Annotated in this window: 12 protein-coding genes and 1 pseudogene; all 13 read right to left on the reverse strand. The window is 40.4% G+C overall.

Annotated features, from left to right (window positions below):
* Positions 1–453 precede the first annotated feature (453 nt).
* On the reverse strand, positions 454–963 hold the full coding sequence (locus tag D0466_RS04205; protein WP_158555820.1) for an HNH endonuclease: 510 nt from the start codon (positions 961–963) through the stop codon (positions 454–456).
* A 616-nt stretch (positions 964–1,579) separates the two neighbouring features.
* Positions 1,580–1,861: a replicative DNA helicase gene (locus tag D0466_RS22775; protein ID WP_233522525.1), complete on the reverse strand. Its 282-nt coding sequence runs from the start codon at positions 1,859–1,861 to the stop codon at positions 1,580–1,582.
* Positions 1,770–2,078 (reverse strand): DnaB helicase C-terminal domain-containing protein, encoded by a 309-nt coding sequence (locus tag D0466_RS22780; RefSeq protein WP_233522526.1) that lies wholly within the window; start codon positions 2,076–2,078, stop codon positions 1,770–1,772. The genes D0466_RS22775 and D0466_RS22780 overlap by 92 nt, the downstream gene beginning before the upstream one ends.
* The gene (locus D0466_RS22785) at positions 2,060–2,464 is read right to left on the reverse strand and encodes a DnaB-like helicase C-terminal domain-containing protein (RefSeq protein ID WP_233522527.1); all 405 of its coding nucleotides are present in this window, start codon (positions 2,462–2,464) and stop codon (positions 2,060–2,062) included. Before D0466_RS22785 ends, D0466_RS22780 begins: the two co-directional genes overlap by 19 nt.
* A gap of 29 nt (positions 2,465–2,493) precedes the next feature.
* Positions 2,494–2,649, reverse strand: coding sequence for an alpha/beta hydrolase domain-containing protein (locus D0466_RS23570; RefSeq protein ID WP_407675602.1), 156 nt, complete (start codon positions 2,647–2,649; stop codon positions 2,494–2,496).
* A pseudogene (locus D0466_RS23275) lies at positions 2,646–3,349 on the reverse strand (alpha/beta hydrolase domain-containing protein). Before D0466_RS23275 ends, D0466_RS23570 begins: the two are co-directional and overlap by 4 nt.
* Before the next feature lie 514 nt (positions 3,350–3,863).
* Entirely contained in the window at positions 3,864–5,225 is a 1,362-nt protein-coding gene (locus D0466_RS04220; RefSeq protein WP_158555821.1) for a hypothetical protein, read from the reverse strand.
* Positions 5,226–5,477: 252 nt separating this feature from the next.
* Positions 5,478–6,962 (reverse strand): alpha-ketoglutaric semialdehyde dehydrogenase GucD, encoded by a 1,485-nt coding sequence (gene gucD / locus D0466_RS04225; protein ID WP_117321299.1) that lies wholly within the window; start codon positions 6,960–6,962, stop codon positions 5,478–5,480.
* 97 nt (positions 6,963–7,059) lie between these two features.
* Positions 7,060–8,274: a CaiB/BaiF CoA transferase family protein gene (locus D0466_RS04230; RefSeq protein ID WP_117321300.1), complete on the reverse strand. Its 1,215-nt coding sequence runs from the start codon at positions 8,272–8,274 to the stop codon at positions 7,060–7,062.
* Between the two features lie 69 nt (positions 8,275–8,343).
* Positions 8,344–9,159, reverse strand: coding sequence for an enoyl-CoA hydratase/isomerase family protein (locus D0466_RS04235; protein ID WP_117321301.1), 816 nt, complete (start codon positions 9,157–9,159; stop codon positions 8,344–8,346).
* The gene (locus D0466_RS04240; protein ID WP_117321302.1) at positions 9,159–10,262 is read right to left on the reverse strand and encodes an acyl-CoA dehydrogenase family protein; all 1,104 of its coding nucleotides are present in this window, start codon (positions 10,260–10,262) and stop codon (positions 9,159–9,161) included. The genes D0466_RS04235 and D0466_RS04240 overlap by 1 nt, the downstream gene beginning before the upstream one ends.
* The gene (locus D0466_RS04245) at positions 10,259–11,410 is read right to left on the reverse strand and encodes an acyl-CoA dehydrogenase family protein (protein ID WP_233522528.1); all 1,152 of its coding nucleotides are present in this window, start codon (positions 11,408–11,410) and stop codon (positions 10,259–10,261) included. The genes D0466_RS04240 and D0466_RS04245 overlap by 4 nt, the downstream gene beginning before the upstream one ends.
* A gap of 314 nt (positions 11,411–11,724) precedes the next feature.
* Positions 11,725–12,027, reverse strand: a complete 303-nt coding sequence (locus D0466_RS04250) for a YciI family protein (protein WP_117321303.1) — start codon at positions 12,025–12,027, stop codon at positions 11,725–11,727.
* Positions 12,028–12,553 lie beyond the last annotated feature (526 nt).

The following is a 12,553-nucleotide window of genomic DNA, read 5'->3' on the forward strand; positions in this document are numbered from 1 at the left end:
CTAACTTTTCAATGATCTCCTTTCTCTTATATGGTATTCTAACGTGATTTTGTGAGCAAAGCATGGCTATATTGACTAGTGGTTGGATAATTACTAAAAGAAAAAATTTATGACTTGCCATGAAATCGAATGTCCCCTATGCAATTAAAGAAACTACAACTAGGGCTTATTCCGAGATATCTTTTGAGGAAAAGTATGGACATAGCTTAGTTTAGATAGATACCTGCCTATTTTTGATTCATTTTTACAAATTCAATAGATCAGGAACAAATTGATGTTGAACCAACAAGATTCCAATTTCTTTTGATAATATGTTTTCTGGCCCTCGCCATAATCATTAATAAATAAAAATAATACCTAATTTTTTCTTTCCTTTGTCAGATTAGGTTTACCATTCCGGAAGAATTACCGAACAATAAAGGAACGGGCAAGCATTACGCCAGCCTGTTTATTTTATTCATACCCATGCATTAACCTATGTTCCCGTAAAAATATGTTAGAAGGATAATCTTCTTTCGGCAAAGTAAAAGATAAATTTGTTGAAATTCTTTGGCCTTTAAAATCGAAGTTTTGGGAATAAAGTACTTGATAATCGTCAGTCAAGCTAATATAACCATGTTCAAAAAGTCCGTCATGTAATTTACATAGCATTATTGAGTTATTAGTGTCATTTCTTTCATCAGCAGTTGCGGTAGACCACCTTTTTATATGGCTTGTAATTAACAATTTTGGATCGTTAATACTGCATAACGCACACTTTGATCGGTAATTTTGCAGTAGTGCTTTACGCAACTTATATTGACCTTGACGCGCTTTAATTGTATGGAGTACGTCCTTAAAATCATTTTCATTAAAAGTAATTTTACGTAAGATCTCCCCGTCATCATAATTTGCTAGGTGAAATTCTTCTAAATCTTCAACGTTAACCTTTAATACATTGTCTTCGATCTTTCTAAACGTCAATTTAGGGTATTTAGCTTTGCTATTCCCGTCAAACCCATAAAAATGAATAACAGACCAAGCCTGCCAACCATCCTCTTCAGCAAGTGCATCAATAGTTGTTCAATTTTACGGTTACTTAACCCTTCCTTTAAAAAATATTTAATGTGTATTTACTAATTTAATATTTTGAGTTATTAACTGATAACCACGGTCTTTTTATAGTGAAGTATACCGATAGGAATTGAACATACACGGGCGATATCATTAATCCGCTCCAAAGATAGGTAATTATAGTATATCATTATTAAGGAAAAAAGGGTCAGTCCCCCTCTTCCTATCAGGGAATGTAACAGTTTAGTTTCGAACAGTGGACATAGGAACCAATATTGTAATACTCCTTTGGAGCATTACATATTTGACTCCGCGTATGAGTTCAAATATTCAGCAAAGCTGATGCTTTTTATTGTTATTGAATGACTTAATTATTTGGTAACCGATCACTGACATTTGCTTACATCGGCAGCTACAATAACTTGAAACCATGGAAAAATACAGCTGATGCTTGTTAGATTCGAGCATAGTTAGATTATTTATATAATTACAAAGGCAGTAACAAAACTCTTCACTTCCCGTTCCTTCATAAATCACCAAACCAACCATAATCCTTCTCAAATCCCAGCATTACTGTCCCAATTGGGCCATTCCTTTGCTTGGCAACAATAATTTCTGAGATGTCCTTTTTTGCCGTGTCCTGTTGATAATAATCCTCGCGGTACAGGAAGGCGATTACGTCTGCGTCCTGTTCGATTTGGCCGCTTTCGCGAAGGTCAGAGAGCATCGGGCGTTTTTCCTGCCGGCCTTCCACTCCCCTGCTGAGCTGAGAGAGTGCCAGCACGACCACGTCCAGTTCTTTTGCCATTTGTTTTAGGAGAGCGGCTGATTTCGCTGATTTCGGCGTAGCGGTTTGTATATTGCTTTCCTTCTCCTGTTATCAGCTGAAGATAGTCCAGCACAATGAGGATTCTTTTCTTTTCTCCGTATTCCCGCTTCACTTTTCTTACCTTTGCCCAGATATAGCTAACAGTGATTGCGGCCCGGTCGAACATGTGCAGATTTGCTATCGATAGTTTTCCCATTGCTTCGGTGATCTTGGTCCAGTCCTCCTTGGATAGATTCTTTTTGGATTTCTTAATTTCAGGCCATTAATTTTGCCGGTTGCACTGATCGCCCGCTTCATTAATTGCTTGACCGGCATCTCCAGCGAGAAGCACATAGCAATATCCTCCTTGGCCGCTGTAAGGGCAAGGTTCAAGGCAAATGCAGTTTTCCCCATACCGGGCCTTGCGCCAATGATGACCAAGTCTGACGACTGAAACCCGCCTGTCAGTTTGTCCAGCTGGGCAAAACCGGATGAGATGCCGGTCAGTTCCCCGATATCGTTTTCACATTCATAATAGAAGTCTATCAATGAAGCCTGTATGTCCCCGAGGCTGTCTTCTGTGCTGAAGTCTTCAATTTGCATCAAGCGATGGATCCCGTCGCGCAGCGTGTTTAGGTTCGGTAAGGGTAGGTCATCTGATCCAAAAGCCCTAATCGGTAATCACAGCTGTGATAGCCTATATGTGAAGTACCAGCAACCTCCCATGTCCGCAGAACATCTGAATCATCTTGGCGGGCCGCAACTTCCCCAGGACTAAATAAGATCATTCTCCGTATTTACCTTGATTACCTTGGTTATATATCCGTACATAAAACTTATCACCAACTCCAAGGTACAATATGTAGCCATCGAATATGTTCGTGAGTGGATGTATCTTATTATAGTACCTTAAAAGGTAACGCTCAGACTGTGAAGCTACTGCAGCAAGAATCATCTTTGGCTTTAAATTTCCTAATGGATTAATCCCTCTAGGATGACGGATAATCTGAGCTGCTTGTGACTAAATATCGAAGGAAAAAGAGTCATCGTTTATCGTGCCGCCATCCGTTACATCAAGCGAACCATATCTCTCCGGGCTCCGTTTTCTAAGCCCTGTCGCGAGTTCCCCTAGTTGTTCCCACCCTGTAAAGCCGACTCTTTGGACAGAAACACCAACATAAGCATATCCTTGCGAAGGAAATGCTCGGAGGATGCCATCCACATGGCGTCCAAATTGTACCCGCTTGTGACGTTTAGCCACTCGACCACAACTTATCCATTGAAGTTTTCTGGAGAAATAGGTCTTGTGACCAACATATGTGTTTTATAAGGATGACCGCTGGAGATTGGAGTTGCTGTCTCAAGAGATTTGCTCGGTGCTGTATCCAGTAGCTTTTCCTCAAAGAAGGATTCTTTTTCTGTGAATCGATGCTTTTTTAGATCTATACTCGTTGCTAACTGCGGATAGTTATGGGAGGGATGCCCCAATTCACTCGACTGATTGGGTCCGGTGACGGTTGGACTATATTGTCAGAAAAAAACGTAAGCGTTCCTAAGACGTTTGTTTCAAGTTAGCAGAAAACTCATACCTCTTAAAAGGGTCTATTGGGTTATTTTAACAATAACGAACGATGGATGAAGATAAAATACTTGGATACAATAGCTCGGCGAATATAAAAAGCTCGAACCGTTCGATTGATAATCTCAGTTGTCTTAATACCTCGTGGCTAACCAAAGTGAAATACTTGTATCGTTTTCCCTTACATTTTAACCAGATATTTCCATCTAGTTCTTAACCTAATTAAAAATACAATTTTTTTAAAAATGTTCTATTAATACAATCAGAGCAAGGTTAAAATTTAATTCAAAAATCCACACAAAAAGAACGCTCCTAGGCAAGAAGAACGTTCCGAAACACTAATGTCTACTAGGCAGATGTTATACAAATTAACAACTCCTATTACATTAGTTCAACAAGAAATATCAGCAATTTGTTTTTTACTTAATGAATCAGGTAAATAAAAGCAGCACCAACAACAAACATTAGTAACACATAAAATCCGTTCCATCTCAAACCAACCGATAGTCCAGGTTTATCTATTGATTCACTCACAACAAGATTTAATGGATTAACTGGACTTAGAATGGCAGACATAGACCAAGAAATCATTATCAATAAGGCCAGGACTTCTGGGCGTGTACCTATCATATCCGCATCCATCTGAGAGACCAGTGCTGTTACAACAACAACTGGGTGTACGCCTATAAATGTAAAAACTAGAATTATTATGACAACAGTAATAATGAAAAGCAAAAAGGACATTGATGCGGTTTCAGTCAAAAAAAGTTTAATCCCATCTGCAAATGTAGTGCCAGCTAATGCATTTCCAAAGAGCCCTGCACTAATAAATAACACAATTTCATTATTCATTTTTGGAATAGAATTTTCTATATATTCTTTAATATGAAAAACGAATTCATTTCTTTTCCGCTTTGTTATAGACCAGATGACTGGATAAGTAATAGAGAATAAACTAACAAGATAGATCATTGGCAACTTGGTAACATACTCTAACAGGAATAATAACCCCGATAAAAAAATAAGAACAAAGAGTAAATCCATCATTTTTTTCCGATGGTATTTTTCTTTATTTTCATTTTCTTCAATAATCGTGTCTTCCTTTATTTTGTCACTTTGTTTTTTATTTTTAAGCCATAGGTAAAATAATAAATTGCCAAATATCAGCTGGATGAACGCAAGTGCCAAACCCAGAGGAAGGTACTGTAAGACTGGAACATCAAGGTAATAAAGAACCAGAGCAACAGATGAAAAATATGGAGACCATAAGACAACCGTGGAAAACCCTACAAGATAGGATTTTGCCAGAAATTCCGGCTCCAGTTCAATATCCCTTATTGTTTCATGCAAAATGCGAATAGATCCTATGTTTAGCATTGGCCCAATACAAAAGAGTAATAAAGTAATCGTACCAAACATGGTTTTTAGGTCGTGGGCCATTCTCTCCATATAAAAGTGAATCGAGTGAAAATAACCACCAATCTTAAAGGGAATCGATAAAAGCGGCACCAAAATTACCAAGCATAATAACGGCAAGTTGACTAATAGTCCATTTGCGGTCCCTTCCATTACGTCACCTTTAAAAATATTCAATACGATTCCAGATAGTAACATCATGATGCTAAATAAACGGGGCAGAGTTTTAGCCGCTTCAAGGCAGATAAGGAATACTACGATGCTCAAACTAACAATATAATAGGAAAAAATATTCCATTTCATAAAAAAGTTAATAAGATAGGCAATGCACATTGAAAGGATGAATAGGTTTTTTACTTTAATATTCATCCTCTTTTGAGTTATCACTTTCGTTTGCAGCATGTTCTCCACTCCATTATATAGAAGTAAACATCTTTCATTTGGTCACTTCAAGGGGAAAACCGCTACAGGTATTTCCAGTGAAAAGATCACACTTATGCACATATAGAAACGACATTTTTTTCCGGTAAGAATATTATTGAAAAAATTTTAGGGTGGCAATGGTTTGAAATTGCCTTCGACCATATATTCTTGGAGGTGATCACTAAGTTAGCAGGTAACCTATTTGTCTCCAACAGGAACAGATGATGGCTTGATTGTTATGGTTTTGATGGAAGTAAAGAAGTCTATTGCAGCTCTCCCCAATTCCCTTGCTTGAGTACTGGAAGCTTTTAAACCGCCAAATGGCGCTTGATACTCAAGACCGGTTGTTTCTCCGTTAATCCGAATCATGCCCGCCTCCATTTCCGCCAAATATTGAAATACTTCATCAAGATGGGCAGTGAAAATAGAAGCGCTTAAGCCATACTTTACATCGTTGGCCACTCTTAGAGCTTGATCAAGGGACTCTACTTTAATTAAAGCTAATACAGGACCGAATATTTCTTCCTGAGCAATAAACATATCTGGTTTTACCTCATCAAATACTGTAGGCTCAATATAATATCCATGTTCCAAATCACCGGTTGATTCCGGTTTTCCGCCAGCAATCAGCCTTGCACCTTCTTCAATTCCTTTTTTAATAGCCTCCAGTACAGTACAATATTGATTTTCCGAGGACACAGGACCCATATAGGAATCTGCATGTAATCCATTTCCTACTTGAATGTTCTGTATTCTTTGAAGGACTTTGTCGCGGAAGGCCTCGTAGACCTCTTCCACGACGATGGCCCGGCTGGTAGCGGTACATTTTTGGCCGGCCGATTTCATACTTCCGCTAACCGTTAAATCGGCTGCTAAGTCTAAATCTGCATGTTTTGTCACGATTACCGGGTTTTTCCCACCCATTTCAAGCTGGAATTTCACTCCACGCTTTACCGCTTTTGCCGCTATGATCTGACCAACATCATTGGAACCGGTAAAGCTAATTGCTTTAATATCCGGATGTTCACATAGTGCATTTCCAATTGTAGAACCTCTTCCACTAACTAGATTTACGACACCAGGAGGGAATCCTGCATCAATAAAGCATTCCAATAGTTTAATAGCAGTAACCGTGGTTTCAAATGCGGATTTGATGACGATTGTATTTCCGTATACTAAAGCAGGAGCCATTTTGTGTACAGGTATAGCAACAGGAAAATTCCATGGTGTAATTAACCCAATGACTCCCAATGGTGCTCTGGTAGTAAATAATAAAGTATCTTGATCTGTGGATGGTATAACTTCCCCAATCGAACGCATACCCTCATTGGCATAATAACGTAATATGTCCACTCCACGTAATGTTTCACCCTTCGCTTCTACAAGCGTTTTCCCCATTTCACGAGTCAAGGTTTCCGCAATTTCGTCACTACGTTGTTCCAATATATCGGCCGTTTTACGAAGATACTCCCCACGAGCTGCGCCAGATAATTTTCTCCATGCTATCTGAGCCTGTTTGCCCGCTCTAACAGCCTCGTCGACATCCACAATTGTTGATACTGGTACATATCCAACGATATCTCTTTTGTCAGAAGGACTTATGCTTTCCTTATATCCGCCTGATTGTGGAGCTTTCCATTTTCCATTAATATAATTTTCATAGGTTTTTGATAGTACTTTCATTTATCATGCTCCTTTACTGTTTTCTATTTAACTTGCATGCATTTTTTAGTATTTAGCGGGATTGTCTATAAATTTGAGGATTGAGGTACCAATCAAGTCAGGTACTTCTTACACTATTTGGAGCTTCCCCAACTACTTTCTTGAGTTTCAAATCTTTAATTTCATCCGGCAGTAACCCAAGTTCTTTCAAAATTTCGTCTGTATGTTCGCCAAGCAGAGGGGGATGACGTTTCAATTTTGCTGGTGTGTCTGATAATTTAATAGGGAAACCAGCCATTTTTAGATTCTCCACTATGGGATGATCTACTTCTAGTATCATGTCTCTCGCAATTACGTGTGGATGGTTGACCACCTGGTCAACCGTATGGATTGGTCCACAAGGGACACCCACTGCATCCAGCCGCTCGAAGATACTTTTACTTTCAAGAGCTGAAATCCGTTCGCTTATGATGGCAACCAATTCCTGGCGGTGACTGACACGGTCTTCATTCGTCTTAAATCGAGGATCAAACAACAGGTCATCCCATTCCATTGCACGGCAGCATTTTTCCCAGAGTCCATTGTTAGTAACTGCCAGGATAATATCCATATCCCGTGCAGAAAATGCCTGGTAGGGTACGATGGTTGGGTGGGCAGAGCCCATGCGACCTGCAGGTTTGTCTGTAGCAAAATAGCTCGTTGCCAGGAAATTTAACAAAGCAACTTGCCCATCCAGGAGACTCGCATCAATAAATTGTCCTTTACCTGTTTTTCCCCGGGCAATCATGGCTGTTAAAATGCCATAGGCAGCGAATGTACCCGTTGTTAGATCTACTAGGGACATCCCGGCTTTTACAGGAGCTCCGCCTTGTTCCCCCGTAACACTCATCAAGCCTCCATATCCCTGTAGCAGAAGGTCATATCCAGCACGATTTTTTTCAGGGCCAGTCCGCCCAAATCCGGAAATGGAACAGTAAATAATACGCGGGTTGATCTCCTTCAGTTGCTCATAACCTAATCCCAGTTTTTCCATGGTCCCTGTTCGGAAATTTTCAATGAAGACATCCGATTCTTCGGCTAATTTATATATAATCTTTCTGCCTTCGTCTGATTTAATATCAATGGTGATGCTACGCTTATTCCGATTGGACGCAAGATAGTAAGCGCTTTCACCATTCCATCTGGGTGGGGTGAAATCCCTTGTCTCATCACCTTTTCCAGGCCTTTCAACTTTGATAATATCTGCCCCCATATCTCCAAGCAGCATGGTACAAAAGGGACCTGCCAGGGTTCTTGACAAATCTAAAACCTTTATTCCATCCAATGCCTGCATACATCAAACTTCCCTTCATCCATTCTCATGGTTAGTAGTTGATTGAAGAAGAAGACACCCGAATTTCCTCTATTTAAAATTAGGTGTACGCTTTTCTAAAATCGCCTTCACACCCTCCTTGTAATCTTCTAATTCTGTCACTACGGCCATGGCTGAAGAAATCATATCGAGAGAAGTACGAAGGTCCGTATGAAGCCCCTGGTATACGGCTCTTTTGGTAAAACGTAATACTTCCTGTGGTCCTGAAGCGAGGCGCTTTACATAGGCGTCAGCAAATTCATTCAGTTGTTCATCAGGAACCACATGTGTGACCAATCCTAACTGCTTTGCCTCTTCAGCGGTAAATGAATCACCAGTCCAAAGCAATTCAAGTGCCTTATCCACACCCACAATCCGTGGCAGAAAAAACGCTCCTCCATCCCCTGGCACAATGCCTGCCTTCACGTAACTTTCAGAAAACGTCGCACTCTGGGCGGCTATTCGAATATCGCATGCAAGTGTCATATCAAAACCTGCACCTACTGCGAGACCGTGCATCACAGCAATAACCGGCTTATCTATTTCCTGCAGAAGGAGAGGCACCCGTTGCACCCTTTTCCACAAGGTATTCTTTCGGGCAAGCCCTGTTGATACCTGATCGCCTGCTCCCGTATTGTTATAGAGCATGCCCTCTCCTTGGGTCATTACTTTTACGTCCCCTCCCGCACAAAAGGCCCGGCCATTTGCCATCAAAACAACGACTCTTATATCCTCACTATCACGAACCGTCTCTAATGCATCAATCCAAAGATCGATCATTTCTGTACTAAAGGCATTGAGTCGGTCTGGACGATTTAATGTAATCCTGGCAATTCCATTATCTACTGAAAAAAGTAAATCACTCATTAGACACTCTCCTTTTTCTCAATTATTCTGCCAATCGACTTTTTATCCGTTAGAAAGGACCAGAGCCCAGCCTGACCATTTTCAACAATTTGATGTGCTAATTGATTCCCCCACTCTGTTTCTGTTCCATATTCATCCCGCCAAGCCCACAAACGGCGTGTATATTGGTGCAGGATATGTTCATGGGTAAACCCTATTGCGCCATGAACCTGATGGGCAATTGCAGCTGCTTTTCCCGCCGCTTCATTAATCCTGATTTTAGCCATTGCAATATCCTTTGATTGGAAACCCGGCTTAAACGCATCTACTGCACAATCGGCAGCAATTCCTGCCGCTGCATATTCCCCGGCCAAAATAGCTAACTGTTGTTGGATGGCCTGGAACCGATGGATTGGCCTGCCAAATTGAACCCGTTCTGTGGTATAGGTTTTTGTCAATTCCAGGACACGTTCTGTTGCGCCAGCCATTAATACGATTCGTGTAAGGGCGCCACTATGCCATAGCTGGTTCGACACATGCTCAAATTCAATTGGGATGACCTGGCAATCCTTAATGAACGTGTGATCCAGTGTTATGGTATCCCTTGCTTCGCCGGCAAGATTTTGTCCCAGCTCAATATGGCCATGTTCCTTTTTGATCAGTGCCACTACATGTTCAGATTCTGTTTGGCCAAAAATCAGGATCGTTTTGGCGAACCTTGCCCAAGGGATAGCCCTTGCTTTTCCAGAAACAACCCATCCCTCACCATTTTTTTGGAAACGGAACAATTGATTTTTGTTGGGGTAAGCAAATGTTAGCGGTTCATCCGATATTTCCCCGCCTAACTGATTCAGCAGCCAATTTCCCAGAAAGGTTTCAGCCAATGGAATAGGGGCAGCATATTTTCCAGCTAACCTTAAGATGTTAAAAGCATCGGCATAACCCCCTCCATTTCCGCCCCTTTCCTCAGGGATGGCTACTGTGATCATTCCGGAGTCAGCTAAGATATCCCACAATTCAGAAGCCCAAAGGCCTTGTTCGGCCTCGTTGACAAGCTTCTTCGTGCAAATATCTTTCATAATCTTAGTGGTAGCATCGATTATCAATTTTGTGATTTCATTCACTTTCCAATTACCCCCTTGGAAACAATCATTCGAAGTATTTCGGTAGTTCCCCCACGAAGGGTAAATCCTGGTGAATGGAGAAGCGCTTCCAATTTAAGCTTTTCAAATTGGTCGGATACGGTCATATTCTCGGAAGACACCAGCAACCTTGCCAATTCAGCAACTTGCGTCTCCAATTGTGTACCCAAATCCTTGACCAAAGCTGCAGCCAAGTCCGGCGTTTTATTTTCTTCAAGCATTTGAGCGATGCCCATCGACATGTTACGCAGGGTCCAAAGATTGGATGCGATGGAACTTACTTGGCTCATTAAATATACGTCACCTTTTAGTCGAATGGTGTTGACCAATTCCTCTAAAAGCGGGAATGTACTCAGAAATCGTTCTGGGCCACTCCGTTCGTAAGCAAGTTCAGCCATTCCTTGCTTCCATCCATTTCCTTCTTGCCCAACCAGCATGTTAACGGGAACAAAAACGTCTTCAAAGAGTACTTCATTGAAATGATGTTCACCTGTCATCAGCAGAATCGGACGAATCGTTATACCAGGAGCTGATAGGTCAGTTATCAATTGACTCATCCCTTCATGGCGATTTTCAGGATTTAGGGGTGAAGTTCGGCAAAGTGTGATCATGTAATGGGCAAAATGAGCCCCACTGGTCCAAATTTTGCTTCCATTCAATATCCACCCATTGTCAACTTTTGTTGCTTTTAAACTGACTGCCGCTAAATCGGACCCTGCATTTGGTTCGCTAAGACCAATGGCAAAATAACTTTCCCCTTTGGCAATTTTAGGAAGAAAGTACTCTTTTTGTTGTTCTGTTCCGTATCGGAGTAATAGCGGTCCCGTTTGCCGGTCTGCAATCCAATGAGCGGCCACCGGGGAACCTGCTGCCAATAACTCTTCCGTGATCACATATCGGTCAATTGCTGATCGTTCTTGCCCGCCGTAGCGTTTTGGCCAGGTCATTCCAATCCAGCCGCGACTCGCTAACTTTCGGCTAAATTCCGGTGAATAACCACTTAACCAAGAATCACATTTAGGTTCAAAGGTTCCATTTTCTTTCTCCTGTCTTATGAAACTACGAATCTCCTCCCTTACTGCGTCGGTCCGGTCAGAAAAATGAGCTATAGACAATTTTAAACTCTTCACCAGGATCACCCCCAAAGTTAGTTTTAATCCCTCTAACATACCGATAATTAATATATCGTACCTGTAATCGAAATAATACAATATTCTAAATTTTAAATCAATAGTAAAATAAGCTTCAAATGAATGGCCCTGGTTTGTGAACGTCAATGAAAAAAGCAGTAAATCATTGCCAGGTTATGAAATTACCTGAATAGTCACATAAGCTGAAGGAGTATTTTGAAAACAATTTTATTAAGCATTGCAGAATGTGCGACAGCGCCAGATAGTCTAAAGGAGCTATAAGAGAGCGTCATTAAACAAAATAAAAGCAGGCATTAAGCCTGCTTACCATTCGCCACAAAAGCGCTGAATATTTCATCATACTTAGTTGGTATGAATTCGATGACCTCATATTCTGCAAGATTATGCGAATAAAATGGATCTTCTTCTATAATCGCCTGCATTTCTTGTTCGGTTTTTACATTTGCTAAGATTACGCCGCCAGTTCTCGGATTTCGCCTTCCAGAGCAGATAAATACCTTTTGCTCGTAGTATTTGTCCAAAAATGAAATATGTCCATCTAAAAATTTATCCACTTCCTCAAGCGGTTTTCTATAAGTTAATAAAACTAAGAACATTTATATCTCTCCTCTCCATCCTCCGTTTTAAATATTATTAAAATCTATTTCTATTGAAAAGTAAATAAACCTCCCTTGATCCCACATAAGAAAAATTTTTTGCTATCCACCCTTGCCTCATTGGCTACAAAAAAAAGGACACAAATCCGAAAGAACAAGGTTATAGAAATATGCTAACCTAGTGCTTTTACAAGATATAGATTCGAGGTTTTTAAAAAATTCTGAATTAATTAAAAATTAAATTGACAGCGTTTTCAAAATGATTTAATATGAGCGTATCGATAATCAGTAAAGCGATTCGATAATCGGTACGTTTTATCTTTTATGTTTACAGAACTGTCAAAGTTGAAAAATTCACACTAACTATCTCCATTTTATTTTAACAACGAAAGCACTTACTCCTTCAACAATTTGATAATATGGGAATTTTCAGGATTTTTTTTCGAATAATTCTCCGTTAATTCAAAACCAACCTCTTTAGACCGACAAAGGAAGAAATAATAGTCAACTATCATTTCAATTTTTG

The sequence above is a fragment of the Peribacillus glennii genome (genome assembly GCF_003429105.1).
GTDB classification, from domain to species: Bacteria; Bacillota; Bacilli; order Bacillales; family DSM-1321; genus Peribacillus; species Peribacillus glennii.

What these genes read in the sequence shown, in the direction of transcription:
- D0466_RS22775 (WP_233522525.1), bottom strand. Translation starts at nt 1,861, where the DNA reads ATGGCAAAAGAACTGGACGTGGTCGTGCTGGCACTCTCTCAGCTCAGC.
- D0466_RS22780 (WP_233522526.1), bottom strand. Translation starts at nt 2,078, where the DNA reads ATGGGAAAACTATCGATAGCAAATCTGCACATGTTCGACCGGGCCGCA.
- D0466_RS22785 (WP_233522527.1), bottom strand. Translation starts at nt 2,464, where the DNA reads ATGCAAATTGAAGACTTCAGCACAGAAGACAGCCTCGGGGACATACAG.
- D0466_RS23570 (WP_407675602.1), bottom strand. Translation starts at nt 2,649, where the DNA reads ATGATCTTATTTAGTCCTGGGGAAGTTGCGGCCCGCCAAGATGATTCA.
- D0466_RS04220 (WP_158555821.1), bottom strand. Translation starts at nt 5,225, where the DNA reads ATGAATATTAAAGTAAAAAACCTATTCATCCTTTCAATGTGCATTGCC.
- gucD (WP_117321299.1), bottom strand. Translation starts at nt 6,962, where the DNA reads ATGAAAGTACTATCAAAAACCTATGAAAATTATATTAATGGAAAATGG.
- D0466_RS04230 (WP_117321300.1), bottom strand. Translation starts at nt 8,274, where the DNA reads ATGCAGGCATTGGATGGAATAAAGGTTTTAGATTTGTCAAGAACCCTG.
- D0466_RS04235 (WP_117321301.1), bottom strand. Translation starts at nt 9,159, where the DNA reads ATGAGTGATTTACTTTTTTCAGTAGATAATGGAATTGCCAGGATTACA.
- D0466_RS04250 (WP_117321303.1), bottom strand. Translation starts at nt 12,027, where the DNA reads ATGTTCTTAGTTTTATTAACTTATAGAAAACCGCTTGAGGAAGTGGAT.